Origin of the sequence: Erwinia tasmaniensis Et1/99 (assembly GCF_000026185.1) — a bacterium.
GTDB lineage: Bacteria > Pseudomonadota > Gammaproteobacteria > Enterobacterales > Enterobacteriaceae > Erwinia > Erwinia tasmaniensis.
The window spans coordinates 2,870,804-2,895,371 of the sequence record NC_010694.1; the positions used below are offsets into that span (position 1 = coordinate 2,870,804).

Annotated in this window: 30 protein-coding genes and 1 riboswitch; of the genes, 18 read left to right on the forward strand and 12 right to left on the reverse strand. The window is 55.3% G+C overall.

Annotated features, from left to right (window positions below; genetic code table 11):
- Window positions 1–30: 30 nt before the first annotated feature.
- On the reverse strand, window positions 31–480 hold the full coding sequence (locus ETA_RS13980; protein WP_012442276.1) for a YaiI/YqxD family protein: 450 nt from the start codon (window positions 478–480) through the stop codon (window positions 31–33).
- Window positions 481–702: 222 nt separating this feature from the next.
- Between ETA_RS13980 and proC the strand changes: the two genes are divergently transcribed.
- Window positions 703–1,512, forward strand: a complete 810-nt coding sequence (proC, locus tag ETA_RS13985) for a pyrroline-5-carboxylate reductase (RefSeq protein WP_012442277.1) — start codon at window positions 703–705, stop codon at window positions 1,510–1,512.
- Window positions 1,513–1,640: 128 nt separating this feature from the next.
- Here proC and ETA_RS13990 read toward each other — a convergent pair whose 3' ends face one another.
- Window positions 1,641–1,946, reverse strand: a complete 306-nt coding sequence (locus ETA_RS13990; RefSeq protein ID WP_012442278.1) for a PsiF family protein — start codon at window positions 1,944–1,946, stop codon at window positions 1,641–1,643.
- A 263-nt stretch (window positions 1,947–2,209) separates the two neighbouring features.
- Window positions 2,210–2,362: a hypothetical protein gene (locus ETA_RS20180; protein WP_167310305.1), complete on the reverse strand. Its 153-nt coding sequence runs from the start codon at window positions 2,360–2,362 to the stop codon at window positions 2,210–2,212.
- Between the two features lie 282 nt (window positions 2,363–2,644).
- On the opposite strand from ETA_RS20180, the gene ETA_RS13995 reads away from it, so the two are divergent.
- On the forward strand, window positions 2,645–5,725 hold the full coding sequence (locus ETA_RS13995; RefSeq protein ID WP_012442279.1) for a beta-galactosidase: 3,081 nt from the start codon (window positions 2,645–2,647) through the stop codon (window positions 5,723–5,725).
- A 151-nt stretch (window positions 5,726–5,876) separates the two neighbouring features.
- Here ETA_RS13995 and cspE read toward each other — a convergent pair whose 3' ends face one another.
- The gene (cspE, locus tag ETA_RS14000) at window positions 5,877–6,089 is read right to left on the reverse strand and encodes a transcription antiterminator/RNA stability regulator CspE (RefSeq protein WP_012442280.1); all 213 of its coding nucleotides are present in this window, start codon (window positions 6,087–6,089) and stop codon (window positions 5,877–5,879) included.
- A gap of 544 nt (window positions 6,090–6,633) precedes the next feature.
- Here cspE and ETA_RS14005 point away from each other — a divergent pair.
- The gene (locus ETA_RS14005) at window positions 6,634–6,879 is read left to right on the forward strand and encodes a biofilm development regulator YmgB/AriR family protein (RefSeq protein WP_012442281.1); all 246 of its coding nucleotides are present in this window, start codon (window positions 6,634–6,636) and stop codon (window positions 6,877–6,879) included.
- Window positions 6,880–6,984: 105 nt separating this feature from the next.
- On the opposite strand, the gene ETA_RS14010 is transcribed toward ETA_RS14005, so the two are convergent.
- Entirely contained in the window at window positions 6,985–7,281 is a 297-nt protein-coding gene (locus ETA_RS14010; protein WP_012442282.1) for an I78 family peptidase inhibitor, read from the reverse strand.
- A gap of 151 nt (window positions 7,282–7,432) precedes the next feature.
- Here ETA_RS14010 and ETA_RS14015 point away from each other — a divergent pair, with 151 nt between their 5' ends.
- The 7 genes from ETA_RS14015 (at window position 7,433) to ETA_RS14045 (ending at window position 14,939) form a co-directional block, all read left to right on the forward strand.
- Window positions 7,433–8,089: a CPBP family intramembrane glutamic endopeptidase gene (locus ETA_RS14015; protein ID WP_012442283.1), complete on the forward strand. Its 657-nt coding sequence runs from the start codon at window positions 7,433–7,435 to the stop codon at window positions 8,087–8,089.
- Window positions 8,090–8,227: 138 nt separating this feature from the next.
- On the forward strand, window positions 8,228–9,796 hold the full coding sequence (locus tag ETA_RS14020) for an ABC transporter substrate-binding protein (protein WP_012442284.1): 1,569 nt from the start codon (window positions 8,228–8,230) through the stop codon (window positions 9,794–9,796).
- Window positions 9,796–10,851, forward strand: coding sequence for an ABC transporter permease (locus tag ETA_RS14025; protein WP_012442285.1), 1,056 nt, complete (start codon window positions 9,796–9,798; stop codon window positions 10,849–10,851). The genes ETA_RS14020 and ETA_RS14025 overlap by 1 nt, the downstream gene beginning before the upstream one ends.
- Complete coding sequence (locus ETA_RS14030; protein ID WP_012442286.1) at window positions 10,848–11,699, forward strand: ABC transporter permease; 852 nt, start codon at window positions 10,848–10,850, stop codon at window positions 11,697–11,699. Before ETA_RS14025 ends, ETA_RS14030 begins: the two co-directional genes overlap by 4 nt.
- A complete protein-coding gene (locus tag ETA_RS14035; RefSeq protein ID WP_012442287.1) occupies window positions 11,689–12,540 on the forward strand; it encodes an ABC transporter ATP-binding protein in 852 nt (283 codons plus the stop codon). The genes ETA_RS14030 and ETA_RS14035 overlap by 11 nt, the downstream gene beginning before the upstream one ends.
- Window positions 12,533–13,198: an ABC transporter ATP-binding protein gene (locus ETA_RS14040; protein WP_012442288.1), complete on the forward strand. Its 666-nt coding sequence runs from the start codon at window positions 12,533–12,535 to the stop codon at window positions 13,196–13,198. The genes ETA_RS14035 and ETA_RS14040 overlap by 8 nt, the downstream gene beginning before the upstream one ends.
- A gap of 163 nt (window positions 13,199–13,361) precedes the next feature.
- Entirely contained in the window at window positions 13,362–14,939 is a 1,578-nt protein-coding gene (locus ETA_RS14045) for an ABC transporter substrate-binding protein (RefSeq protein WP_012442289.1), read from the forward strand.
- A gap of 51 nt (window positions 14,940–14,990) precedes the next feature.
- Here the strand turns inward: ETA_RS14045 and ETA_RS14050 are convergent, their stop codons facing one another.
- Window positions 14,991–15,185, reverse strand: coding sequence for a hypothetical protein (locus ETA_RS14050; protein ID WP_012442290.1), 195 nt, complete (start codon window positions 15,183–15,185; stop codon window positions 14,991–14,993).
- Between the two features lie 749 nt (window positions 15,186–15,934).
- Here ETA_RS14050 and ETA_RS14055 point away from each other — a divergent pair.
- Window positions 15,935–16,192, forward strand: a complete 258-nt coding sequence (locus ETA_RS14055; protein ID WP_049778761.1) for a hypothetical protein — start codon at window positions 15,935–15,937, stop codon at window positions 16,190–16,192.
- Between the two features lie 125 nt (window positions 16,193–16,317).
- Window positions 16,318–17,304 carry an acyltransferase gene (locus tag ETA_RS14060; RefSeq protein WP_012442292.1) on the forward strand — a complete coding sequence of 329 codons (987 nt, stop codon included), beginning with the start codon at window positions 16,318–16,320 and terminating at the stop codon, window positions 17,302–17,304.
- A gap of 76 nt (window positions 17,305–17,380) precedes the next feature.
- Here the strand turns inward: ETA_RS14060 and ETA_RS14065 are convergent, their stop codons facing one another.
- Window positions 17,381–17,611: a hypothetical protein gene (locus tag ETA_RS14065; protein ID WP_042959074.1), complete on the reverse strand. Its 231-nt coding sequence runs from the start codon at window positions 17,609–17,611 to the stop codon at window positions 17,381–17,383.
- 75 nt (window positions 17,612–17,686) lie between these two features.
- Window positions 17,687–18,274 (reverse strand): class I SAM-dependent methyltransferase, encoded by a 588-nt coding sequence (locus ETA_RS14070; protein ID WP_042959343.1) that lies wholly within the window; start codon window positions 18,272–18,274, stop codon window positions 17,687–17,689.
- A 248-nt stretch (window positions 18,275–18,522) separates the two neighbouring features.
- On the opposite strand from ETA_RS14070, the gene ETA_RS14075 reads away from it, so the two are divergent.
- The gene (locus ETA_RS14075) at window positions 18,523–18,711 is read left to right on the forward strand and encodes a hypothetical protein (RefSeq protein WP_012442295.1); all 189 of its coding nucleotides are present in this window, start codon (window positions 18,523–18,525) and stop codon (window positions 18,709–18,711) included.
- On the opposite strand, the gene iraP is transcribed toward ETA_RS14075, so the two are convergent.
- The gene (gene iraP / locus ETA_RS14080) at window positions 18,708–19,001 is read right to left on the reverse strand and encodes an anti-adapter protein IraP (RefSeq protein WP_012442296.1); all 294 of its coding nucleotides are present in this window, start codon (window positions 18,999–19,001) and stop codon (window positions 18,708–18,710) included. The two genes, ETA_RS14075 and iraP, sit on opposite strands and share 4 nt — an antisense overlap.
- Window positions 19,002–19,308: 307 nt before the next feature.
- Here iraP and ETA_RS14085 point away from each other — a divergent pair, with 307 nt between their 5' ends.
- Together ETA_RS14085 and ETA_RS14090 are read left to right on the forward strand one after the other, a co-directional pair.
- Window positions 19,309–19,506, forward strand: coding sequence for a hypothetical protein (locus ETA_RS14085; protein ID WP_012442297.1), 198 nt, complete (start codon window positions 19,309–19,311; stop codon window positions 19,504–19,506).
- A gap of 1 nt (window position 19,507) precedes the next feature.
- The gene (locus ETA_RS14090) at window positions 19,508–20,290 is read left to right on the forward strand and encodes a hypothetical protein (protein WP_012442298.1); all 783 of its coding nucleotides are present in this window, start codon (window positions 19,508–19,510) and stop codon (window positions 20,288–20,290) included.
- Here ETA_RS14090 and crcB read toward each other — a convergent pair.
- The gene (crcB, locus tag ETA_RS14095) at window positions 20,276–20,653 is read right to left on the reverse strand and encodes a fluoride efflux transporter CrcB (RefSeq protein ID WP_012442299.1); all 378 of its coding nucleotides are present in this window, start codon (window positions 20,651–20,653) and stop codon (window positions 20,276–20,278) included. The two genes, ETA_RS14090 and crcB, sit on opposite strands and share 15 nt — an antisense overlap.
- Window positions 20,654–20,733: 80 nt before the next feature.
- Window positions 20,734–20,806: riboswitch (Fluoride riboswitch) on the reverse strand.
- Window positions 20,807–20,892: 86 nt separating this feature from the next.
- Here crcB and ETA_RS14100 point away from each other — a divergent pair.
- From ETA_RS14100 to ETA_RS14110, 3 genes are all read left to right on the forward strand, one after another.
- On the forward strand, window positions 20,893–21,324 hold the full coding sequence (locus ETA_RS14100) for a YbaN family protein (protein ID WP_042959075.1): 432 nt from the start codon (window positions 20,893–20,895) through the stop codon (window positions 21,322–21,324).
- Between the two features lie 86 nt (window positions 21,325–21,410).
- Window positions 21,411–22,238: a shikimate 5-dehydrogenase gene (locus ETA_RS14105; protein ID WP_012442301.1), complete on the forward strand. Its 828-nt coding sequence runs from the start codon at window positions 21,411–21,413 to the stop codon at window positions 22,236–22,238.
- Window positions 22,239–22,375: 137 nt separating this feature from the next.
- Complete coding sequence (locus ETA_RS14110) at window positions 22,376–22,648, forward strand: PIN domain-containing protein (protein ID WP_231853284.1); 273 nt, start codon at window positions 22,376–22,378, stop codon at window positions 22,646–22,648.
- A gap of 13 nt (window positions 22,649–22,661) precedes the next feature.
- Here ETA_RS14110 and ETA_RS14115 read toward each other — a convergent pair whose 3' ends face one another.
- The gene (locus tag ETA_RS14115; protein WP_049778782.1) at window positions 22,662–23,240 is read right to left on the reverse strand and encodes a LysE family translocator; all 579 of its coding nucleotides are present in this window, start codon (window positions 23,238–23,240) and stop codon (window positions 22,662–22,664) included.
- Window positions 23,241–23,311: 71 nt separating this feature from the next.
- Entirely contained in the window at window positions 23,312–24,565 is a 1,254-nt protein-coding gene (gene proA, locus ETA_RS14120) for a glutamate-5-semialdehyde dehydrogenase (RefSeq protein ID WP_012442304.1), read from the reverse strand.
- Between the last annotated feature and the right edge of the window lie 3 nt (window positions 24,566–24,568).

Sequence of the window (24,568 nt, forward strand, 5' to 3'; positions counted from 1 at the left end):
CCCACCCGGCGGGAGGGGAGTCTGTTATCACTATTTGCGCTGCTGCTGTAGCCACTTATCAAGCTCATTAGCAAACTGCTGACGATCGCGCTGATTCAACGCCGGCGGCCCGCCGGTCTGCACCCCACTGGCCCGCATGGTGTCCATAAAGTCACGCATCGTCAGCCTCTCGCGTATGGTTGCCACACTGTAGCGCTCACCGCGTGGATTAAGCGCTATCGCCCCTTTTTCCATGACTTCTGCCGCCAGGGGAATATCGGCGGTGATCACCAAATCACCGCTTTGCGCCCGCTGGACAATTTCGTTATCCGCCACGTCAAAACCGGCCGCCACGCGCAGGGTTCGCAGAAACTTCGACGGCGGAACGCTAAGAGACTGGTTAGCCACCAGCGTCACCATCATCTGCTCGCGGTCCGCAGCACGGTACAGCACCTCTTTGATCACTTTCGGGCACGCATCGGCATCCACCCAGATTGGCATCAGTATTTCCTTTTTTAAAGTCGGGGATCGGACCGATCTTCCCATTCTTTAGCAGAATGGCAAACTTAATCTGATCGCGATCCCACAAAGTGCTCCCCGACCCGCTAAGCTGCTCAAGGGATAGACGATCGCTTTTAGGCTTTAAGCATCCCGGCGGCTGGGTTAAGGTGACGTTATGGCATCCGTTAGCTATTCACGACAATGTTAAGCAGGGAGAATGATATGGAAAAGAAAATTGGTTTTATTGGCTGTGGCAACATGTCCAAAGCCATTATTGCCGGCATGATCAAGGCCGGGCAGATTAAGGCAGAAAATATCTGGGTGTTTGACCACAAGCCGACGACGAATCAGGCGATGCAGCAGCAGTACGGCATCACCCCGGCAGACAGCGCACGCCAGGTGGCAGAACAGGCCGATATTCTGTTTGGTGCGGTAAAGCCTAATATGCTGCTGTCAGTACTCAAGGATATTGTCGGCAGCCTGAATAAAGAGACGGTAGTGGTTTCTATCGCGGCGGGGATCACATTAGATTCGCTGGCTTCCGTTCTTGGACATGACCGTAAAATCGTGCGCGTTATGCCAAATACCCCGGCTCTGGTAAATGCGGGGATGACCTCGGTTACCCCGAATGTGCTGGTGACCCAGGAAGAAGCGGATGAGGTGGTTCAAATCTTTAGCGGTTTTGGCCAGGCGGCGCTGGTGCCTGAATATTTGATCCACGCGGTCGTTGGCGTCAGCGGCTCCGCTCCGGCTTACGTCTTTATGTTTATCGAAGCGATGGCCGATGCGGCAGTGCTAGGCGGAATGCCCCGCGCCCAGGCCTATCAGTTTGCTGCCCAGACGGTAAAAGGTGCCGCACAAATGGTGCTGGAAACCGGTAAGCATCCGGGTGAACTCAAGGATATGGTGTGCTCGCCGGGCGGAACGACCATTGAAGCGGTCAAAGTGCTGGAGCAAAAAGGGTTACGTTCTGCGGTGATTGAAGCCATGCAGCAATGTATGGCTAAGTCAGAACGGATGAGCAAGCCGTAAATCCGGAGAACCCTGCCCGGCCCGTCGGCGTATGCCGTAGCGGCACGATAATCAGTACCAGATTCAGCTAAGTCCGGATAACCCGTTGACGGCGGGATAAATGAGTGGGTCGTTTGACCCACATTATTTTAGCTTTTTTTCAGGCAGCTGCTCATAAAGGTTTTACGTGCGTCGCCTTTCAACATTTTTTCACCGGCCTGAGAATTACAGGTTTTCATCTTGAGCTGCTGTGGCGTCATGCCATCAGCCTTGCTGTCTTTTTTCAAACAGCTGCTCATAAAGCTCTTGCGGTCACCGCCTTTCAGCGACTTCTCTCCCGCCTGTTGATTACATACGGTCATCTTTTGCTGTTGGGCGGTTTTCTCTGCGGCTCCTGCATAGCCCGCAACCGTCATTGACAGCAAAGCTGTCGCCATTAATAGCTGAAGTTTCATTTTTATCCCTTTCCACAATGGTTATAAGTCCATAATTGAGTGTGGCATAAATTTTCTTTTCGGCGAGTAGAAAGATGGGGTTTGACCGATTCGCAATGAAATAACGAAATAACACCGAGATATGAACGGATTGTCCCGTTCATCGCGCGCTGAGTAAGTCGGCACCGGGGGATGGAGGACCACTTGGTATCTGGATGTTGCGCTGCGTGTTCATCGTGCGGACGGCGTTTTCAGGGCCAGCGGCTGGCCCTGGCAGACATCGTCTAGCGCCCCTGCTGCATAAATCCACCGCGTGGGCCTCCCCCGCCCCAGCCTCCACCACCACCGCCGCCACCACCACCCGGAGGCGGAAACAGACATCCGCTTAAGGTCGCTACCAGTGCAATCACGCTCACTGCTTTAATCATACTCGCCATAATAAACCTCGTAACAACATGAATGACATTTCGCGCTGATACTAAGCGCGCTGCGTGCCGCTCACAATGCAGAATTATCCGCTTTCAGGCGCTATTTACTTTTAGTGAACATGCTTAACGCTTTTCTGCTAATTTCCCAGGAAAAACCTGTGTTAACACCCTGTTTTACAGATTATCTTTATCCTCAATGTTGCGATAGCCATCACATCCTGATCCCTTTTGCCTTTCTATCAAACGGTTCCAGCCTCAATCTGGTCGCATAACTTTGATGAGGCGTAAACGATGGCAAAAACCGATCCCCTGACCTTGCAGCAGTTATTAGCCCAGCGTCACTGGGAAAACCCGGCACTCACCCAGCTTAACCGTCTGCCAGCCCACACACCGCTTGCCAGCTGGCGCAATGCGGATGCGGCGCGCGGCGACCTGGCCAGCCCAAGTCAACGTTTGCTGGACGGGGAGTGGGGCTTTAGCTATTTCGACCGCCCGCAGGCTGTTCCGGACGCCTGGATTAACGGCGACCTGCCGCAGGTTGGCCGCTTAAGCGTACCCTCTAACTGGCAGCTGTCAGGTTACGACGCCCCGATTTATACCAACGTGCAGTACCCTATACCGACAGATCCGCCACGGGTTCCTGACGACAATCCGACCGGCTGTTATTCACTCACCTTTCATTGCCAGCCCGCATGGCTTCAGAGTGGCCAAACGCGAATTATCTTTGACGGGGTTAATTCGGCTTTCTACCTGTGGTGCAACGGCGAGTTTATCGGTTACTCGCAGGACAGTCGGCTGCCGGCCGAATTCGACCTCAGTCAACGCCTGCTCGAGGGGGAAAATCGCATTGCCGTGATGGTGCTCCGCTGGTGTGATGGCAGCTATCTGGAGGACCAGGACATGTGGCGCATGAGCGGGATTTTCCGCAGCGTCAGCCTGCTGCATAAACCGCACGTCAGGCTGGACGATATTCACATTGATACTCGTCTCAGTCCTGAATACCGCAGCGCACAGCTCCGGGTGCTGGCACTCTGCTCCCTGACTGATGCCAGCGCTTATCAACTCAAGGTGACGCTGTGGCGCGACGATACGCTCATTGCGCAGCATCAGCAGCCGTTTGGTACGCCGGTGGTTGACGAACGTGGGCGCTATCTCGACCGCACGCGCCTGTCCCTGCAAATTGATCAGCCCCTGCTGTGGAACGCCGAAACCCCGCATCTCTACCGGGCGGTGATCGCGCTGCTGGATGCCGACGGTACCTTGATTGAAGCAGAAGCCTGCGACGTTGGCTTTCGTCAGGTAGAGGTGAGCGGCGGTCTGCTTAAGCTCAACGGCAAAGCGCTATTGATCCGCGGCACCAACCGTCACGAACATCATCCGGATCGCGGTCAGGTCATGGATGAGCCAGCAATGATCGCCGATATTCTGCTGATGAAGCAGCATAACTTCAACGCGGTGCGCTGCTCCCATTACCCGAACCATCCGCTGTGGTATCGCCTGTGCGACCGCTACGGACTGTACGTGGTTGATGAAGCGAATATTGAAACGCACGGAATGCAACCGATGAACCGGCTTGCGGACGATCCCAGCTGGTTTTCTGCTTTCAGCGAGCGGGTAACCCGCATGGTGCAACGCGACCGCAACCATGCCTGCATTATTATCTGGTCGCTGGGCAACGAGTCTGGTCACGGCAGCACCCACGATGCCCTTTATGGTTGGATAAAGAGTGACGATCCCAGCAGGCCGGTACAGTATGAAGGCGGCGGAGCCGACACTGCCGCCAGCGATATCATCTGTCCGATGTATGCGAGGGTCGATCGGGATCAACCTTTTGAAGCCGTGCCAAAATGGTCGATTAAAAAATGGATCGCCCTGCCGGAAGAGACTCGCCCACTGATCCTCTGTGAGTATGCCCATGCTATGGGTAACAGTCTGGGCGGTTTCAGCCGCTACTGGCAGGCTTTTCGCCAGTATCCTCCCCTACAGGGCGGGTTTGTCTGGGACTGGGCCGATCAGAACCTCACGCGCCAAGCCGCCGATGGCAGCAGCTGGCAGGCCTACGGCGGTGACTTTGGCGACATGCCGAATGACCGACAGTTCTGCATGAATGGGCTGGTCTTCGCCGACCGCAGCCCACATCCCGCCCTGTTTGAGGCTAAGCGCGCCCAGCAGTTTTTCCAGTTTCAGCTGGAAAACACCTCTCCGATAACTCTGGGCATCACCAGCGAGTATCTGTTCCGTCACAGCGACAACGAGCGGCTATGCTGGCGCATTGAGCATCATGGGGAACAGGTTGCCGGGGGGCAGATAACATTGAACCTTCCCCCGGAAGGCACCGTCAGCCTGATGCTGGGTGAACTTCCATCGCTGGCAGGAGAACTGTGGCTGCGGGTCGAAGTGATCCAGCCCGCGGCCACCGCGTGGTCACCGGCCAACCATCGCGTGGCGTGGGATGGCTGGCAACTCCCTGCGGCACTATCACTGCCGAAGCCTGACGTACCGGGTGAGCAACCTCGTTTGCACCCGCAGTCACAGCTGATTGAGGTGGTACAAGCCGGGCAACGCTGGCAATTCTGCCGTCAGAGCGGTGAACTTATCCAGTGGCTACAGGCGGACAAACCGCAGTTGCTATCCCCGCTGCGCGATCTGTTCGTGCGTGCGCCGCTGGACAATGATATCGGCATCAGTGAAGCCAACCGCATCGACCCACATGCGTGGGCAGAACGCTGGCAGCGGGCGGGTTATTACCGGCTTGAAAGTCAGCTGTTGCGGCTACAGACAGACATCCTGAACGATGGCGTACAGATCCGCAGCGAGCAGGCCTGGCTGGCTGATGGCGAGCCACGCTTCCTCAGCCGCAAATGTTATCGGATAAATCGACAGGGTGAGATGCTGCTGGAAGTCGAGGTGGATATTGCGGCCGGACTGCCCGAGCCGGCGCGTATCGGCCTGCACTGCCAGCTGGCGGAGGTAGCGGAAGAGGTGTGCTGGCTGGGCCTCGGCCCGCATGAAAACTACCCGGATCGTCGACTGGCGGCAGAATTCTCACGCTGGCAGCTGCCGCTGGGGGCGTTGAGCACACCTTATGTCTTCCCCTGTGAAAACGGGCTGCGCGGGGGAACCAGGGAACTGACGTTTGGGCACTGGCATATCCGCGGGGATTTCCACTTCTCGCTAAGTCGCCATAGCGTGGAGCAGTTGCGCAAGACTTCGCATCGTCATTTGCTGCGCGACGAGGCAGGCTGCTGGCTGACGCTTGACGGTTTCCATATGGGCGTGGGCGGCGATGACTCCTGGAGCCCGAGCGTTGACGAGGAATTTTTACTCCGCGCCCGCCAGTATCGTTACCGACTGATCCTGACGCGCGGCTAAACGATTTCGCCCTGACGCCTGGACCGCGGAAGCGGGGATGGGATTGCCCCGTATCAGAAACGCAAAAAGCCCGCCATAAGGCGGGCTTTTCGTTTTCGTATCATACCGTCAGAGATTAACTCATGACGGTAACAACGAAGGAGTTTCTATCTTACAGCGCAGTTACGTTAGCTGCTGCTGGGCCTTTCTGGCCGTTTTCGATAGTGAACTCAACTTTCTGGCCTTCTTCCAGCGTCTTGAAGCCGCCGTTCTGAATTGCAGAGAAGTGTACGAAAACGTCTTTGCTACCGTCGGTTGGGGAGATGAAGCCGAAACCTTTCTCAGCGTTGAACCATTTTACCAAACCAGTCATTTTGTTAGACATAAGTCTTTCCTTCAATATTGTAGTAAGCCACGGGGGCACAGGGTTCGTCAACAGGGATTACTATGAGGCACTCAAGAAGGAAGTCAGGAAGAAGCTTAGGCTAACGCTTGAACTGAAGACTGCTTTACTAAAATTGCTCGCATACGTGGGTCTGTATCAAAACCGACAGGCACATTTACTCATAACTTGGCTTTCAGTACAAGGGGGGATTGAATAAAATGCAGGAATATATATTAACCCCATGATTAATTTGATTAAATAATTTCACCGCCGTTTCTCCTGCGCCCTAAATCCTGCCATTAGCGGCGGACAAACGGCAACAGCCAGACCTGAGAGGTCACAATGTGTCCAGATAATCGATCACCGTCCGCCGACGGCATATAAAAATATATTTCTATTGGTAACTGGCATTCCCGTGTACGGCACCTAGAGTAATAAAAATGCCCCTACGGATTGTTCAGAGATCCCGCTTGTCATGCTATCGGCCTGAATCGATGTTGTGGCTTTACGACCGTAAACGGCGCGTCTAATAAGGAGGTTTGTCATGGATCATCATTTGCAGGGCGCCGGGCGCGCCATCACCGACTATTTTAACAGCCCCTCTTTTCACGCAGTAAAAGAGAGCGGGCTACTGGAGGCGATTATGGTGGAACTGATGCAGTCAGGCACGCCGGTCAGTAATTCAGCGATTATCGCCAACGTTATGACAAGGCTGGGTCAGGAACAGGAGCCGTCGGTACTGCTCGACTGCCGTAGGCTGCTGGCAGAGGTACTGAAAGTTCAGGAATAGATGAGGCTGACCGCAGCGCGGTGATAAACCGGCTGCGATCGGATGGAGTTCTCGCCATGCCTGAAAGCCCGAACGGCAGGTCACTGACCGTTTCAGGCAGAGCATTTACCCGCAGTAAACCAGGCTGATATTGCCCTGCTTATCGCCCATAAAGTTGATGCGATTCAGATTGAAATCCATCGTCACGGCGGAGTGGTAAGGTATGGCACGCACCGCATGGTCAAAACGAAGAGATTCAATGGCCGTCAGCGGTTTACCGACGTACTGCTGATATTCCGATGCGCCGCAGCGGTCCATTTCCGGGTCGACCGCCGCAGACGACAGGCTTTTTTTATCCGCTGACTGGCAGCCCGCTAAGGCCATTAACGCCAGCATCGCGGCAACTTTCCCATAAAATTTCACTTTTACTGCTCCTCTCTGGCTTGATAAACGCTAATGCGTGCAAAGGTTAGCAGATTCCCCCCCTCTTGCGCAGCCCGCATGCCCTGCAATTTGCCGGAGGGGCCGATAGCTTGTTAACATCGCCGTCTTTCTGCTGCTTAAGATCCTTGCCATGACATCAGCCTCTGACAACGTTAGCCAAACCCTGTTTTGCAGCGGCGCGTTTATCATATGGTATTCGATTGCGGTCCTGGTCAATCACCTTCCCTATATCGATACGTTAAAGAGCCAGGGATTGCTGATGCCGTTGACCTGCCTGCTGGAGTTTATTGCCCTGGTGGCGTTTTATCGCGGGTACAGTCTGCGCTTTACGGATATCGCTTTGGGCACATTGCGCACGCGCCAGGTACTGCTGTTCAGCGTGCTGCTGCTGGCGACCATCGGTAGCCAGTCGTGGTATTTACGCCCGGAAAGCTGGACACTCAGCCAGACAGGCTACTCGCAGCTAGGGCTGATTAGCTTCTGTCTGGCGGTGGTGATACTGGCACCGGTCTTTGAAGAAATCCTCTTCCGGGGTTTTATCCTGCACGCTTTTCTGCTGTGGGCACCGGCCCAGCGCCTGACCTGCTCAATAGTCACTTCACTCTTTTTTGCCCTGCTCCATACTCAGTATGCGCACCTGCAAACCCTGATTTCGCTTACCGTCTTGTCACTGTTGCTGTGTGCCGCCCGTTTGATATCTGGCGGCCTGAAACTCCCGATTTACCTGCATATGCTGAACAATTTTTTCGGCGTTGCCCCGCTTCTTTGGCAAAACGTTGTCCGCTAGCCATGCTGCCCCGGCGTTCACTTTATAACGACTTCGCCAGGCTTATAACCTTTGCGCATAACGATAGCGAATAATCTACTATTATTCTTATTGGCTGTTCACTTACACTCGCGAAAAATCCTAAGGCAAGGAAACGTCATGAAAAATACAATCCCCTCTGTTTTCGCTCTGACTTTGGCGGCACCTTTTATTGCCTCTGCCGCAACGCCTGCGGATACGCTGGTCATTGCCCAGTCAATCGATGACGCGAACAGTTTCGACCCGGCAGACGGCTTTGAACTGACCTCGGTTCAGGCTTTCACCAACCTTTATCAGCGCCTGGTTCAGTCCGATCCGCAAAATCCGACCGACCTGCAACCCACGCTGGCGACCCAATGGCAGCCGGGCAGCGACAACCGCAGCATGACCTTTACCCTGCGCGAAGGGGCAAAATTCGCCTCCGGCAACCCGCTGCGCCCTGAAGATGTGATCTTCTCACTCTCACGCGTGATTAAACTGAACCTCGATCCCTCGTTTATCCTGTCCCAGCTCGGCTGGACAAAAGATAACGTCGATGCCCAGCTGAAAAAAATCGACGACCAGCATGTGCAAATTAGCTGGAGCGCCAACGTCAGCCCGACTTATGTTCTCAGCCTGTTGGCCGCCCCCGTTTCATCCATCGTCGATGAAAAAACGGTGATGGCAAATGAAAAACAGGGCGATTTTGGCAATAAGTGGCTGGCCCAGCACTCGGCAGGCAGCGGCCCTTATCAGATCCGCAAATATATTCCGCATGAGGTGGTGCTGTTCAGCGCTAACCCCAGCTCTCCGGGCGGCGCACCAAAACTGAAAAATGTGTTGATCAAAAATGTGCCGGAACCTGCCGCGCGCCGTCTGCTGCTGGAGCAGGGCGATGCTGATATCGCGCGTAACCTGGGGGCTGACCAGATGGCCTCGCTGAAGGATAAAGCCGGAGTGAAAACGCTGGCGGTCCCGATGGCCTCGCTCTATTACATCCAGTTTAATATCGACGCCAATCCGGAGCTGAAAAACCCGGCGTTGTGGGAGGCTTCGCGCTACCTGTTTGACTACAAAGGCATCGCCAATGACCTGTTGAAGGGGCAGTTCCAGGTCCATCAGTCGTTCCTGCCGGAGGGCTTCCTCGGCGCGCTGAACGACAATCCGTTCACCTACGATCCGGAAAAAGCCAAGGCAATCCTGAAGAAGGCGGGCCTGACTCACGTCAGCTTTAAGCTGTCCACCAGCAACCAGCCCCCCTACCTGGATATTGCTCAGGCCCTGCAGGCCAGCTTCGCTAAAGGCGGCATCAAAGTCGAGGTTGAGCCGGGTATCAGTTCCGAAGTGGCAACGCGGGTGAAAGCACACCAATACCAGGCCACCCTGAATGCCTGGGGGGCGGATTACTTCGACCCGAATACCAATGCCGCAGCCTTTGCCTATAACCCGGAAGATGGCAGTAAAACCCTGGCGTGGCGCTCCAACTGGCATATTCCTGAACTGAACAAGCAGACGCTGGCCGCCACGGCAGAAAGCGACAAAGCGAAGCGCGTTGAGCTATACCAGAAAATGCAGCGCGAAGTGCTGCAAAGCTCACCGTACGTGATCGGTATGCAGGCGCGTAATCTGGTGGCGCTGCGCGACAATCTGAAGGGCTACGTGCAGGGCATTAACCCGGACATGGTCTATTACAGCCAGGTCACCAAGTAATGGCCGCATCTTTACGCCATGCCGGGCCATCCGCCCGGCTCTTCTGGCGCCGAAGCGGCGGGGTACTGAGCGCGCTGCTCTCTCTGCTGGTCACCCTGCTGGGGCTACTGCTCTTTACCTTCGCGCTTTCTCGTCTTTCACCAATTGACCCGGCGCTGCAAATTGCCGGCGATCACGCCAGTGAATCGACCTATGCCCAGGCGCGCGCCAGTCTTGGACTGGACCAGCCGCTACCGCTACAGTTTTTGCACTATGTGCAGAACCTTATTCACGGCGATCTCGGCACTTCAAGTATCACTAGTCAACCGGTCGTCAGCGACCTGGCACGCACCTTCCCTGCCACCATTGAGCTGGCCACCTGCGCCATGATCTTCGGCGCGCTGTTTGGTATTTTGCTGGCGTTAGTGGCGGCGTGGAAGCCGGGCAGCCTGCTGGATAATTTGGCCAGGATAATCTCACTGCTCGGCTATTCGGTGCCGGTATTCTGGCTTGGACTGCTTGGGCTGTTGCTGTTCTACGCCGTATTGCACTGGTCCGCCGGGCCGGGGCGGCTGGACGATATCTGGATCTATACGCTGGAGCCGAAAACCGGACTGGTGCTGATCGACAGCTGGCTGTCCGGCGACAAGGAAATGTTGCGTAACGCCATCGCCCATCTGTGGCTACCGGTGATGGTGCTGGGACTGCTGTCCATGGCGACCATCACCAGGCTACTGCGCGCAGCATTACTGGAGGAAAGCGGTAAAGAGTATGTCACGCTTGCCCGCGCCAAAGGGGCCAGCCGAGGGCGTATCCTGCTGCTACACATCTTCCCTAACGTGCGCGGCACGCTGATCACCGTGCTGGCGCTCTCCTACGCCACGCTGCTGGAAGGCTCGGTGCTGACGGAAACCGTGTTCGCCTGGCCGGGCGTAGGCCGTTATATGACCACCGCGCTGTTCGCCTCGGACACCCCGGCTATCCTCGGCTCCACCCTGCTGATTGGCGGCTGTTTTATTGCCATCAACGCGCTGGCGGATGCGTTAACCTACCTGACTGACCCGAGAACCCGATGACGCCCTCTCTCCCCAATGCGGAAAGTGTTAAACCGCGCGTACGCCGTAACCTCACGCTGACTATTGGCCTGGGCCTGGTTGGACTGCTGATTTTCGCCGCCCTGTTTGCCCCCCTGCTGGCACCAGCCGATCCGAACGCGCAGCAGATGGCGGTGCGGCTGATGCCCCCTTCCGCCGATCACTGGCTGGGAACCGATGGCTTTGGCCGCGATCTGCTCTCCAGAGTGATTTACGGCGCGCGGCCCACGCTGCTGCTGGTGTCGTTGATCCTGGTACTGACCATACCGGTAGGCATGCTGATTGGCATCAGCGCTGGCTATCTCGGCGGCTGGGCCGAGCGCGTCCTGATGCGCATAACCGATATTTTCCTGTCTCTGCCCAATCTGGTGATTGCGCTGGCGCTGGTGGCAATGATGGGGCCGGGGCTGATGAATGGCGCGCTGGCGCTGGCGCTAACCAGCTGGCCGCCGTTTGCCCGCCAGGCGCGCGCTGAAACTCTCGCCCTACGCCGCAGCGACTATCTCGCCGCCGCCCGCATGCAGGGTATCAACGGTCTGCGCCTGATGTTCGGCCATATTTTGCCGCTCTGTCTGCCGACGGCGGTCGTCCGTGCCGCCCTCAGCCTTGGCGGAATTATCCTCTCTGCCGCGGGTCTGGGCTTCCTCGGCATGGGGATCCAACCGCCGACCGCCGAATGGGGATCCATGGTGGCGGAAGGCAGCAAGGTCATATTCGACCAATGGTGGGTGGCGGCCGTTCCCGGCGGCGCGATCCTGTTTGCCAGCCTGGCATTTAATCTCACGGGCGATGGCCTGCGTGACCGACTGGACACCCGAAATGACAACTGATCCTTCTGCAAAAATAGTGGCGGATGGCCTGACTATCCACACGGCCGACGGCACGCCGCTGGTGAAAAATATCAGCTTTACGCTCGGTCGTGAACGCGTCGCGCTGGTCGGCGAATCCGGTTCCGGTAAGTCACTTACCGCACGCACCTTGATGGGCCTGCTGGCCCCTTCGCTGCGGGTAGAGGCCAATACGCTGGATATCGCCGGAGAAAATGCGCTAACGCTCAGCGAGCGCCGCTGGAGCCAGCTGCGCGGCGGCCAGCTCGGCATGGTCATGCAGGACCCGAAATATGCCCTTAATCCGCTACGCACCATCGGCTGGCAGGTTGCCGAGCCGCTGAAGCTGCACGGCCGTTTTTCCCGCGCTGAAATCAGGGAAAAAGTGTGCGAGATGCTCGACGCGGTCGGATTGCCGCAGCCAGCACGGCTGATGCAGCACTATCCCCACCAGCTTTCTGGCGGGATGGGACAGCGCGTGATGCTGGCAATCGCGCTGATCGCCGAACCGCGCTTTCTGATTGCCGACGAGCCCACTTCGGCCCTGGATCACGCGATGCGCGACCAGGTGCTGGCGCTGATCCGCAATCTGGTGGATCGGCGCAATATGGGCCTGTTGCTGATCAGCCACGACCTGCAACAGGTTTCCGAACACTGTGAACGGGTGATGGTGATGTATCAGGGCGAAGTGCTGGACCGCCTGCCCGCAGATGAGCTACCCCGCGCCACCCATCCTTATACACGTACGCTTTGGTCGTGCCGTCCAGGTAAGGCAACCCACGGCAGGCTGCTGCCGGTGCTGGATCGCGCCGCGCTGGTAAGAGGAGAAGACCGCCATGATTGAACTATCCCAACTGAGCGTGGCCCACAGGCAGGGCTACGAGCTGCGCAGCGTGGTGCATGATGTGACGCTGGCGATCGATCCCGGCGAATGCTTTGGCCTGGTCGGGCCTTCCGGCTGCGGCAAGTCATCGCTGCTGTGGGTGATGGCCGGTCTCAATGCGCACTGGCAGGGCGGCATGCGGCTGGCAGGGCATCAGGCTTTGCCCGGCAAGCCTTTTACCGGGCAGCTGAGGCGCGATGTGCAAATGGTGTTTCAGGATCCTTATGCCTCACTGCACCCGCGCCACCGTCTGCGCCGCACGCTTGCCGAACCGCTGAAGCTTATCGGCCGCGATCGGATCGATGAGCGAATCGATCGCGGTTTCGAACATGCCGGACTGGATCCGGCGCTGGCGGATCGTTATCCACACCAGCTTTCCGGTGGTCAGCGCCAGCGCGTGGCGATCGTGCGTGCCCTGCTGCTGGAGCCAAAAATTCTGCTGCTGGATGAACCGACCTCCGCCCTGGATATGTCGGTGCAGGCCGAGATCCTCAATTTGCTCACCCGGCTGAAACAGCAGGATAACCTGACGATGGTGCTGGTGAGCCACGATCCCGATGTTATCGACCATATGTGCGATCGTGCCGTGCATATGGATGGGGGAAAGCTGGTGAGCTAGCGCGCACAGCCTGAGGGGCGCTTGAGTGAGCTCCCCTTCAGCATAATTTCTCAATCCCGCGGCAGACTATGTTTTAAACAGCTAAGGATAGTCAGATCCGGCATTTTTGATTTCCGCATATCGCTCTTATAGTCCTGATATCTCAACCAGATCGGGGTTTATTATGCGAAAAATTTTTACCTTATTGCTGGGCAGTACCCTGCTATTCTCTGCGGGTGTTCAGGCCGCAACGCCCGCCGATACGCTTATCGTCGCGATTTCCCTCGACGGCATTATCAGCTTCGATCCGGCGGAAAGTTTTGAAACTGTCAGTACCAGCAGCCTGCGCAACGTCTACCAGACGCTGGTCTCCGCAGATATCGACGACCCGCGTCAGCTGGCGCCTGAACTGGCCAGCAGCTGGCAGCCGGGCGATAACGAACACAGCCTGCTGTTTAGCCTGAAACCGGGAGCGAAGTTTGCCAGCGGTAATCCGGTGACCAGTGACGACGTGATTTATTCACTGACGCGTGCGGTAAAGCTGAATAAAACGCCGGTATTTATTCTCGGTGAATTCGGCTGGACGCCAGAAAATATTGATGCCCAGCTGATTAAACACGGCGACAGTCAGATCGAAATTCGCTGGACCTCCAATATTGGGCGCGACCTGGCGCTGCGCCTGCTGACCTCCCCTGTCGCCTCAATTATCGACGGTAAGTTGGCACAACAGCACGCCAGCACGGGCGACTTTGGAAACGGCTGGTTGCGTACTCATTCGGCCGGCAGTGCCGCCTATAAAATTAGCCACTATGTGCCACAGCAGGCGCTGGTCCTTGAACAGAATCCCCAGGCCAGGCCCGCACCGCATCTTAAACGGATTATTCTGAAAAATGTCGCCGATGCCGGTTCACGCCGCCTGCTGTTGCAACAGGGGGATGCCGATGTCGCCTACGCTCTCGGCGCCGATCAGTTCGCCGCGCTGAAAAAACAGCCCAACGTTACCGTTGCCAGCTTCCCCTCCGGCCTGATTTATTACCTCGGCTTTAATACTCAGGACAAGCAGCAGCCCGCGCTGGGCAATCCGGCCTTTTGGCAGGCAGCACGCTGGTTGATTGACTATAACAGTCTTTCTCAACAGCTGTTGAGAGGGCAATATTCGGTACATCAAGCCTTCCTGCCCGACGGCTTCGACGGCGCGCTAAACACGCAACCGTTCCATTACGATGTCGCCAAAGCTAAAGCGATTCTGGCCGGAGCCGGGATTAAGCCGGGCACGCGCTTCGCTCTGACGATCGTCAACCAGCCGCCGTACGGTGAAGTGGCACAGGCACTACAGGCCAGCTTTGCTAAAGCGGATATTCAAATTGACATTCATCCGGTGGCGGAGTCTGAACTCTGGGGTAAAATGCGCGGACGCGATTTCCAGTCGGTATTTATCTACTGGGGAGCGGACTACGTCGATGCCAACAGTAATGCCAGCACCTTTGCCTCGAATGTTGACGGCGGGCCTAAGACCCTCGCCTGGCGCGTTGGCTGGAACATTCCCTCGCTGAGCGCGCAGACCCGCGCCGCCGCTGCCGAAAGCGATGTTAAAAAACGCGGCGCGCTTTATCAGCAGTTGCAGGGCGAGATCCAGCAAAACTCACCGTTTGTGGTGATGCTACAGGGGCAGCAGCAGGTCGCTTTGAGCAATCATGTACAGGGGGCATACGGGGGGATTGGGATCAGCCTGCTGTATTTCGACCGGGTGAGTAAAATTTAGCAAAGCATCAGCTGCGCGCCGGACGTGCAGCTGATGCTTCCAATTAGCAAGTCAGGAAATTGCCGACTCGGAGGCATGCTTATGCTTTTCAGCTTCGAAGTGCGTTTTAAACTGCTCATAGATGGAGATCATATTCGCAGCGTCACCCTGTAGCGGGCTGAGTTTTCCTGCACGAACCAGTTCAATCACCAGCTGTAGGGCGGCCTGCTTCGGGCTGTTAGAAGGATGTGCAATTTCGTTCGACATATCAAATTCCGTTAACGGCTAAAGCCGCACTCTAGCAAGTTTTTCTAGCCGCCGTCACGCTTTTTGCCAACGGACGGTAACCGCCTCAAACCTGTACAAAAAAATATACTTGTACAGTTTTATCAAAGCAGATATAGTCACTGCCGTAACGAATTATGCATTTGCATGGCCTCTGGAAGTGTTGCTGGGTTTCCCACTTCCCGAGGCTATTTTTTATCCACGTCACATCCCTCTCCTGCTACCATTGACTTTTTGTGCTACAGCGCAAATAAATTGTTTTATAATAAGGTAACACGGGAACTTCCAGGTTAGATTTTAAAGCTAAGCTCCAATAAATTGTACAGAGCACAAGACGGTAGCCCGCTGCTTCATCCGCTATCGATCGTGCCGGTTACAATGCTCTGAAGCGTGCAAATTAATCAGCAGCGGTACCTGCTCAACGTCCGATATCTGAACGGCGCTACTTTCACCGTTTGCACTGTCTTGATGGCCGCGCCGTCCGGATGCTGTTTCTACGGGCAGCGCATTAACAGTTATGATGAGCAGCCCCTGTCCGTTTATCTGTTAAAAGCATGCTCACGTAAACGATTTTGTATAAGTAGGGTAAAACAAAGAGCATTCCGATGGAGCAAATCGCCAGTTAGCGTCGATATTGCCCGGCGTTAATCTGGAATACTGGCTGTTAGCCGCGGCTGATGGCCATCAATATTCTCCGTTCCTCGGCGCCAAGTCATTATGGAGTGCACGTTATGTCGCTATCGCAACGCTCTTCAACGCTTTTACCCTGCCTGCTCCTGGTAGGCCTTTTCAGCTTTACCCCTTTTTCGCAGGCAGATACGATTACCGTTCCCCTTTCACAGGAACAGGACGGTGGGGAGGCGGGCCGGGCGTGTATTTATATCTGGCACGGTTCGGCACAATATCGCGTGGTCAAAGTCGATGAATCATGCGCATCCGAGATCACTATCGATAGCGCAAAAAAAAGCAGCACAGACGATAATATTTGACGGTAAAACAGCTGGCAGGCACAGAGATATGTTACTTTATAAGCATTGTATACCTGCAGAACCCTTGCAGTGCTGCCCTAAGGCAAAGGAATCCGTCCTTGAAAACCCTTAATATTAAGTTGTTAATGCCCGTCGCCACCTATCTGGTGATCCTGCTACATACCGCATCAGGGCCGTTTAACACTTTTCACAATGCCTGGTCAGTCGCGGTAATGTATGACGCACTGGGTCGAATTTCGTTTCCACTCTATTTGCTGATTGCTGGCTATATCTCGCTTAATAAAAACGAATCGTTACTCAGTACGCTGAAAACACGCGTGCTAAACCTGCTGATACCGCTGATTGCATGGACGGTGATCTATTTTATTTATAATCGCATGATTCATGGTAGTACCGCCTCATTCAGTCTGCTGGAAACGCTCAGTACCCCTGCTTACCAGCATTTGTGGTTTATTTATACGTTAATCCTGCTGTACCTGGTGACGCCCCTGCTGAATACCTTTATTCAGAACGGTAGCAAGCAGAGGATCAATTACATACTTGCTATCTGGTTCGCTCTGGCCTCAGTTTATATGTTGTTTGATAATTTCAAAGATAGCGTGCTGGAGCACCAGCCCACGTCAACGCCCAGTAATATTGATATGGTGGTTTATCTTTCCGGGTTCTATATCATTGGCGGCATTGCTCGACGCTATAAGCTGGCACCTAAAGTTCCTATTGCCGCTATTATCTTTATATTGAGTGCGGTGCTCACCGCAGTGATGTGCTATTCGCTATCAATCAGCATCAACCAGCCAAATGATATCTTCCTGTTCTATTCGGCTCCGACCATCGTCACGCTCGCGCTGACCTGTTTCTTTATGTTGCTCAATGCGCCGCTGCGCTTAAGCCGTCGCGTTAATTTGGCCATACGCGCACTGTCCAAGCTGAGCACGGGGATTTTCTTTATTCATATGCTGGTATTGGAAACGTTGCTACGGCTGTGGCCGGTGAATTTCGAAAACTACTACGCCATCTTGAGTATTCCGGCGGTGGCGTTGTTAAGTTACGCCGTATCAGCCTTGCTGATCGTGGTGCTGCGCCAGGTTCCGGCGATTAAACGCCTGGTATAATCGTAACGGTCGTTCAGTAATATTCCGAACGACCGTTAACTTCTGCCCGCAGAAACAGGGGTTAAGAGACCGTGGTTCAGAACCTTGCGTCTGCGAATTTGTGCGGTTGACTGATCGCACGGCGGGCAATCCAGTAAAGTAAAATACGTTCGTCATCCTGATCCTGATCGGCCATGGCCAGAAGCTTTAAACCCAGCGTCGCTTTGTTAACCGGCTGCCCGGTAATACTGAGATCAACCACCGCTTTGCCGATAATGCTGCATACCTCTTCATCACTAGAAACCGGAATGTCTGCATAACAACTCATCTTCTCCTCCTCTGTACCCAAAATTTAAGCATAGCAGACCTGTGCCGCTCATCGCGGCAAGAGAGTAACAGCGTATTAACGACCGGTGCTGACCTGGGGTAACTGCGTCAGTGCATTTCCCTGATACACCCATGCCGGAGGCAGATTGGCCAGCACGCGCCTACGGCTCCACGAAAAGTAAGAGGAGAGTAGCGGTTCACTGAGTGAGGTGTACTGGAATTGTACAAAGATGCCGCCCGGAGCAAGCTGCCCAGCGGCACGCTTCAGAATACGATGGCGGAGCATATACGGCATAGACAGCAAGGGGAGACAGGAAAAAATGGCGTCGAACTGGCCGTGCAGCTTTTCGGCTGACCTTGCCATTACCTGCAAACGCGGGTCGCGCTCCTGCATAGCGTTGAGGGAAGAATAAAAACGCGGGTTAGTTTCGAACGTCTGTAAATTCGCGTCCTCGCGCATAAGGCTCAACAGATGGCGGGTTAGCACTCCCTCCCCCGCACCCAATTCGGCAATGTGCAGACAGCGTTGCCAGTCCGCCGCTTCCGACATGGCCCTGCATAGCGCCTTTGACGAAGGGGCGATAGTGCCAGTATTACGCGGATCGGCAATAAACTCCTGGATATAGCCGACTTTGTTTTTTAGATACGACAGTGCTGATAACACAATGCTCATCTCCCGGTTACGACGTCATACCTAATCAGGCCCCGACTCGCTCGACAAGTTCTGTAAATCTGTCCGTAGCAGTAATAACCAGGATTAATCCTGATAATTTCAGTTCACCATCGTCAGCCCTGATACCTGACATGGACCGGGCTGACGGTCAGAACCACCGGACGAGCAAAGCCGGGCACATTGTCACCCGCCCTGTCGCCTATACTGTAAAAAACACCGTTCGACCCAAGGAGTGAATGATGTTAATTGGCTTCGTGCTACTCGTCAGTGCCTGTGGATATGATGCCTGCGACGCACTTCCTGTTTCAGAACATATCTATCCCACCCAGCACGCCTGTGAGCAAATGGCCGAGCGTATCCATCAACGCCGTCCAAAGGCAGTGCTGCTGTGCGGTGAGGTCTACCGTGAAGTTGACGACTCTCCTTAAATACCTCCCGCGGGAGCAGCCTCATCAACATACCGTGTTACCGCCAGCAGACGGTTGACATGGGTAAGCAGTAAATCCACGTCGGTTTGCAGAAAATCCTCGCCCCCGCGCGTGACGGAAAGAATGGCATTCTGGATATTTTCCGCAATGGATGAAGAACCCTCTTTATCAACGGTCAGTAACAGCGCGGCAATCACCAGCGATTGCGCCTCGACCTGGGCCGTCAGCTCTTTTGTGTCGACATCCATCCTGGCGAGCTTCATTAAAATATCGATAACCAGCTGCTTCATATCAAGATTTCCTCATCAAATTATTTTTTGTGAAACTACCATTCCGCCTGAGGCGGGTAAACAGGGTTTCTTCTTTTGTCTGCTATCCTGCGCTACCGGCAGAGAATACCTGCATCCGTCTGTTTATAAAAACGATTTACCCTGCCCCTCTGCCCCCGACATCCGTCAATGTCCGCCATTTTACGGCTAAAACAGCAACCGTTTTCCTGACGTTCACCCTCACGCCAGACGGCCTGTTTAGCGCCAGTCTGATAGCGGGAACGCCATTTTGCTGCCAGGCTTGGCGCAAACCTATTGAGGACTTACTATGTTTCGGTTTTTTCTTGCTCTGTTTTCAAGTCCTGAATCGCTACTCCAGGTGATGAGTAAGCGCGACATTGCCGAGTCGATAGAGGAAGGCGAGCGCATCCTGATTGATGAAGACGGCAGCGCAAGCGTCAACACTTGCAGCCCGGAAGTTCGGCAAGATTTTGCCCGTCATGTCGCGACACTAAAGAGGGTCTGAGATGGGTACGGCAATTTTTATGGTATTGATGGTCTGTGGCTACTGGTATACCAGCCGCGACCTTTCCACACGATTTAAAATCAAGCGCTCCTTTGGCTGGGACGTCTATTTCCTCGTCGCCCTGTATGGCTGTATTTTCGTCTTACAAGGGGTGTTCGCCACTGCCATTATCTGGCTACTGCTGCTGGCCATATCGGCAATATTTAACGCCATTCCGCAGCTTGCCGATGGTCTGTACCATCAGTGGCAGATTGAATTTATGAACTGGAGTTTCTTGGGCATTCAGGCCCCGGTGGTGATTATGCTGGCGTTTGCCGTAATCTTTTGCCTTTATCGCTCCAGCTGGTCGGGCAGCGCCCGCCTCGACAGCACCGGCAGGAAAAAATTGTATAAAGAGCTGTCCCGATCCAACGGCGTGGAGGGGCTGCTGTTTCAATGTATGGAGGAAGGCGAGCTGGTTATGATCACGCTGGTATCGCGCCATATCTACATCGGGATGGTGCATGCGGCGGCATACGATAACCTGACCACCGCTAACGTCGTACTGATCCCAATGTTGAGCGGCTATCGCGATAGTCAGTCGCAAAATTTAAATATTGAACACAACTATAGCCGCTGGTACGCCGAACATGGCATTACCCTGGTATCGCAACCCACATCGGCCTTAGCCTTCCGTAAAGTGATTATGCTGAGTCAAATTGAGAGCCTGTCACTCTTCGATGCCGCCAGCGCCAGCGCGTTGCCGTTCGGCAGAACAGCCGAAATCGGCTCAGAAAAGCAGTGATACCAGCCAGAAACCGGCAATTGTCATCAGCAGTGAACCTGTCACATGGGTCAGTACCGAGATGACGGCCCACAGATAGTTTCCGGCCTGAAGCAACGTCACTACCTCCAGTGAAAACGTAGAAAAGGTCGTCATCCCGCCACACAGCCCGGTAGTAATGAGCAACTTCCAGTTTGGATCGATGCCCGGATAACGGGCAAACCACGCCACGGTCGCGCCAATAATCAACCCCCCCACCAAATTCACCAGCAGGGTGCCGGGCGGTAAATTTGGAAACCAGGCATTCAGGCGCACGGCCAACAGCCAGCGAATAACACAGCCAGCACAGCCGCCGATCATCACGGCTAATAACGGTTTTATCATAAAATTCTCAGTGGTTATTGAGGAGGCCGTCAGCAGGCAAAAAAATCGCCTGATACCCCGACCTCCGGTTAAAAGAGTCGGTTTTATCAGGCGTCATCAGCCCGAAAAAATCAGGGCGGTTGGGAAAGGTGGAGCACCATCACCTTGTGATACTTAAGATAATCAGCCGACATTGATTTTGCAAGCCGTCACTCAAGGGGTAAGATAATTCAAACGTGGCTACCGCAGGAGCAGGTAAAATGAGCGTTCGCAAAAATCCACCGCCCTCCACCACCCTGCCGACGCGCAAAATAACGAAGCCGGTACGCTATTTATATCAGCTGCTTGCCATCATCAGCCTGGCACTGGCGGTCGCAGGATTTATTCTGCCCGGCCTGCCCTGCACCGAGTTTGTACTGCTGGCGGCCTGGTTCGCTTCGCGTAGCTCACCGTCTTTGCACCGCTGGATTATGTGCCACAGGCTATTTGGGCCGCTGCTGAAAAACTGGCAGCAGGGTATCTTGCCGCGCCGTGCCAAATGGGCTGCCACGCTGGCTATGAGCGTGACCGCGCTGATGATGGTCATCTGCGTCACGCATAAGCCCAGCGTGGTGATTTCAATCTGCTGCATGGCGGCGGTGCTGGTTTGGTTGTGGCGTCGCCCGGAAAAGCTGCCCGCACCGCCTGCATAAAAGAGGAACATTTTTATCTTATCCAGCCGTTTTTAATCGCGTCCATTTGGTACATGCTGGTCTGCCCCCCAATCAGAGAAACCCAGATGACCAAAAATCTTAACAAGGATACCCAGGTCTGCATGTCGCTGGCAGCACGCCCTGGCAATTTCGGCACCCGTTTTCATAACTATTTGTATAACGCCCTCGACCTTGATTATCTGTACAAAGCCTTTACCACGCAGGATCTGACCGCCGCCATCGGTGGCGTACGCGCTCTGGCGATCCGCGGCTGTGCCATTTCAATGCCGTTTAAAGAGGCCTGCATTCCCCTGCTGGATGCGCTGGATGACTCTGCCAAAGCCATCGATTCAGTCAACACCATCGTGAATAGCAACGGCTGGCTGAAGGGATATAACACCGACTATATCGCCATCACAACGCTGCTGAAACAGTACCGGGTCTCAGGCGAACTGACCTTTGCGCTACGCGGCAGCGGCGGCATGGCAAAAGCGGTGGCCTGTGCGTTAAAAGACAGCGGGTTCAACCAGGGCTATATTATTGCACGCAACGAAACCCGTGGACGTGAACTGGCGGCGCTGTATGGACTGACGTGGCGCCCCGATCTCACCGATCTACAGCCGGGGCTGTTGATCAACGCCACGCCAACCGGAATGGCGGGGGGGATCGATGCTGAGACACTCTCTTTCAGCCAGGAAAACATTGCTGCCGCCAGCGTCATCTTTGAAGTCGTGGCATTACCGGAGCTGACGCCGCTGGTACGTATGGCGCACAGCCTCGGGAAAGTCGTCATTACCGGCGCACAGGTATTTGCTATTCAGGCGGTGGAACAGTTTGTGCTGTATACCGGCATGCGCCCGAATGAGTCGCTGTTCAGGGAAGCGGCTGAATATGCACGCGGGTCGAAGGCTTAAGCGGCTACGTTGACCCTCTGCGTCAGGATGCCGGCGATTTATCGTACTAGCCGCCGGCGTCCGCCGCCTCCATGCGTTCAAAAATTGTGCTAATTTTAAAAGTAGCAACATCTCTACATTGGGTGCAGGAGAGGAATATGACCAGCAAAACCTATACCAGCCGTCAGGGGAAAATTCTGCGCCAGTGGTTTGAGGAATATGTGCTAAGTGAATATCAGGGGCGGGTTCTGGCTGTCGACAGACAGGTGGCCCGTCATTGCGCCCGGCTGCACGTGCCGGACAAACGTTCACTTAACGATTCACTGATTGCCGCCACCGCTTTTATCAACGGCATGACGGTCGTCACCCGAAACATTGCAGATTTTACCCATATGGATATCCCTTTGCTCAATCCCTGGGCTGATGTCTGAACAATCCCGGTCACTATCTTTTATCCACCAGCATTTTCAGCGCCAGTCCGGCCAGCACCGTGCCCATCAGCCAGCGTTGAACTTTCTGCCAGCCGGGCCGATTGGCGAGGAAGCTGGCGATGGTGCCGGCGGTAAAAATAATCCCGCCGTTCACCAGCATACTGATAACGATTTGACTGAAGCCGAGCGTCAGAGACTGCCCCAGCACGTTACCCTGCGCCGGATGGATAAACTGCGGCAGTAAGGTCAGATAGATAACGGCCGCTTTCGGGTTGAGCAGATTGGTAAACAGCCCCATGCTGAACAGTTTTCCGGCGCTGTCCGGCGGCAGGTCGCGCAGTTGAAACGGCGATTTACCGCCAAATATCGCCTGCCAGGCCATCCACAGCAGATAAACCGCGCCGGCGAAACGTAGCGCATCGTAAGCCAGTGGTATCGTCATCAGCAGCGCGGTAAGACCCAGCGCCGCGCAGAGCATATAAAACATAAAGCCCAGCGCCACGCCGCATAGCGAGATATACCCGGCCCTGCGCCCCTGGCATATTGAGCGCGAAATAAGGTAGATCATGTTGGGGCCGGGGGTCAGCACCATGCCCAGAGCGATACCGCAAAACGGCAAAAGCTGTGAAAGTGTCACCCTGTCCCCCCCCCTTTTTTTATCCGTTAATCACGCACGGTATCGTCACCGAACGCGACCCATTTGTAGGTCGTCAGCGCTTCCAGACCCATCGGGCCGCGGGCGTGCAGCTTCTGCGTACTGACCGCCACTTCAGCCCCTAAACCGAACTGGCCGCCGTCGGTGAAACGGGTGCTGGCGTTGACGTAAACCGCGGAAGAGTCCACCTCATTGACGAAGCGATCCGCATGCTTAATGGTGCGCGTCAGGATAGCGTCAGAGTGCTGGGTGCCGTATTCGCGGATATGCGCAATCCCCTCGCTAAGATCGTCCACCAGCTTAACGTTCAGATCCAGCGCCAGCCACTCGTCCCGATACTGGGCATCGGTTACCGCACTGACGCAAGCCGGGCCCTGCTGCAACAGCGGCAACGAACGCGCATCGGCGTGCAGGCTAATCCCCTCCTGCGCCATACGCGCGCTGAGCGCAGGCAGGAAGCTGTCGGCTATCGCCGCATCAATCAGCAGAGTTTCTACCGAGTTACAGGCGCTCGGCCGCTGCTTCTTGGCATTGACGATCACCTTCAGCGCCGCTTCCTGTTCAATACTGCGATCGACGTAAATATGGCAAACGCCGATCCCGCCGGTGATCACCGGGATGGTCGACTGCTCGCGGCACAGCTTGTGCAGTCCGGCCCCGCCGCGTGGGATCAGCATATCGACATAACGATCGAGCTTCAGCAGCTGATTGACCAGCTCGCGATCCGGGCTTTCAATCGCCTGCACCGCAGCGGCCGGCACGCCATGCCGTTTCAGCGCATCCTGAATGACGCGCACGGTGGCGGCATTAGTACGGTAAGTCTCTTTGCCGCCGCGCAGGATCACCGCATTACCGGTTTTCAGGCACAGGCTGGCGACATCCACGGTGACGTTCGGGCGCGCTTCATAAATCACCCCGACCACGCCGAGCGGCACGCGACGGCGTTCAATGCGCAGCCCGCTATCGAGCTTACCGCCGTCAATCACTACCCCAACCGGATCGGCCAGGCGGCACACCTGACGCACGTCATCGGCAATCCCTTTCAGGCGTTGCCGATCGAGCATCAGGCGATCCAGCAGCGCCGCGCTCATACCGTTTTGTCGCGCATCGGCAAGATCCTGCTGGTTAGCCGCAAGGATCTCCGCGCTCTGCGCTTCCAGACGATCGGCGATCGTCATCAATAGCTGATTTTTTTCTGCGGTGGAGAGCACCGACAGCTGATAAGAGGCGGCCTTTGCGGCCTGGCCCATTTGTTCAAGCATCAA

What these genes read in the sequence shown, in the direction of transcription:
- ETA_RS14045 (WP_012442289.1), top strand. Translation starts at nt 13,362, where the DNA reads ATGCGAAAAATTTTTACCTTATTGCTGGGCAGTACCCTGCTATTCTCT.
- ETA_RS14085 (WP_012442297.1), top strand. Translation starts at nt 19,309, where the DNA reads ATGTTTCGGTTTTTTCTTGCTCTGTTTTCAAGTCCTGAATCGCTACTC.
- ETA_RS14020 (WP_012442284.1), top strand. Translation starts at nt 8,228, where the DNA reads ATGAAAAATACAATCCCCTCTGTTTTCGCTCTGACTTTGGCGGCACCT.
- ETA_RS13990 (WP_012442278.1), bottom strand. Translation starts at nt 1,946, where the DNA reads ATGAAACTTCAGCTATTAATGGCGACAGCTTTGCTGTCAATGACGGTT.
- ETA_RS14055 (WP_049778761.1), top strand. Translation starts at nt 15,935, where the DNA reads ATGTCGCTATCGCAACGCTCTTCAACGCTTTTACCCTGCCTGCTCCTG.
- ETA_RS14075 (WP_012442295.1), top strand. Translation starts at nt 18,523, where the DNA reads ATGTTAATTGGCTTCGTGCTACTCGTCAGTGCCTGTGGATATGATGCC.
- ETA_RS14005 (WP_012442281.1), top strand. Translation starts at nt 6,634, where the DNA reads ATGGATCATCATTTGCAGGGCGCCGGGCGCGCCATCACCGACTATTTT.
- ETA_RS14035 (WP_012442287.1), top strand. Translation starts at nt 11,689, where the DNA reads ATGACAACTGATCCTTCTGCAAAAATAGTGGCGGATGGCCTGACTATC.
- ETA_RS13980 (WP_012442276.1), bottom strand. Translation starts at nt 480, where the DNA reads ATGCCAATCTGGGTGGATGCCGATGCGTGCCCGAAAGTGATCAAAGAG.
- ETA_RS14040 (WP_012442288.1), top strand. Translation starts at nt 12,533, where the DNA reads ATGATTGAACTATCCCAACTGAGCGTGGCCCACAGGCAGGGCTACGAG.
- ETA_RS14090 (WP_012442298.1), top strand. Translation starts at nt 19,508, where the DNA reads ATGGGTACGGCAATTTTTATGGTATTGATGGTCTGTGGCTACTGGTAT.
- iraP (WP_012442296.1), bottom strand. Translation starts at nt 19,001, where the DNA reads ATGAAGCAGCTGGTTATCGATATTTTAATGAAGCTCGCCAGGATGGAT.
- ETA_RS14110 (WP_231853284.1), top strand. Translation starts at nt 22,376, where the DNA reads ATGACCAGCAAAACCTATACCAGCCGTCAGGGGAAAATTCTGCGCCAG.
- ETA_RS13995 (WP_012442279.1), top strand. Translation starts at nt 2,645, where the DNA reads ATGGCAAAAACCGATCCCCTGACCTTGCAGCAGTTATTAGCCCAGCGT.
- ETA_RS20180 (WP_167310305.1), bottom strand. Translation starts at nt 2,362, where the DNA reads ATGGCGAGTATGATTAAAGCAGTGAGCGTGATTGCACTGGTAGCGACC.
- ETA_RS14050 (WP_012442290.1), bottom strand. Translation starts at nt 15,185, where the DNA reads ATGTCGAACGAAATTGCACATCCTTCTAACAGCCCGAAGCAGGCCGCC.
- ETA_RS14065 (WP_042959074.1), bottom strand. Translation starts at nt 17,611, where the DNA reads ATGAGTTGTTATGCAGACATTCCGGTTTCTAGTGATGAAGAGGTATGC.
- cspE (WP_012442280.1), bottom strand. Translation starts at nt 6,089, where the DNA reads ATGTCTAACAAAATGACTGGTTTGGTAAAATGGTTCAACGCTGAGAAA.
- ETA_RS14105 (WP_012442301.1), top strand. Translation starts at nt 21,411, where the DNA reads ATGACCAAAAATCTTAACAAGGATACCCAGGTCTGCATGTCGCTGGCA.
- ETA_RS14060 (WP_012442292.1), top strand. Translation starts at nt 16,318, where the DNA reads ATGCCCGTCGCCACCTATCTGGTGATCCTGCTACATACCGCATCAGGG.
- ETA_RS14115 (WP_049778782.1), bottom strand. Translation starts at nt 23,240, where the DNA reads ATGGTGCTGACCCCCGGCCCCAACATGATCTACCTTATTTCGCGCTCA.
- crcB (WP_012442299.1), bottom strand. Translation starts at nt 20,653, where the DNA reads ATGATAAAACCGTTATTAGCCGTGATGATCGGCGGCTGTGCTGGCTGT.
- proC (WP_012442277.1), top strand. Translation starts at nt 703, where the DNA reads ATGGAAAAGAAAATTGGTTTTATTGGCTGTGGCAACATGTCCAAAGCC.
- proA (WP_012442304.1), bottom strand. Translation starts at nt 24,565, where the DNA reads ATGCTTGAACAAATGGGCCAGGCCGCAAAGGCCGCCTCTTATCAGCTG.
- ETA_RS14100 (WP_042959075.1), top strand. Translation starts at nt 20,893, where the DNA reads ATGAGCGTTCGCAAAAATCCACCGCCCTCCACCACCCTGCCGACGCGC.
- ETA_RS14030 (WP_012442286.1), top strand. Translation starts at nt 10,848, where the DNA reads ATGACGCCCTCTCTCCCCAATGCGGAAAGTGTTAAACCGCGCGTACGC.
- ETA_RS14025 (WP_012442285.1), top strand. Translation starts at nt 9,796, where the DNA reads ATGGCCGCATCTTTACGCCATGCCGGGCCATCCGCCCGGCTCTTCTGG.
- ETA_RS14015 (WP_012442283.1), top strand. Translation starts at nt 7,433, where the DNA reads ATGACATCAGCCTCTGACAACGTTAGCCAAACCCTGTTTTGCAGCGGC.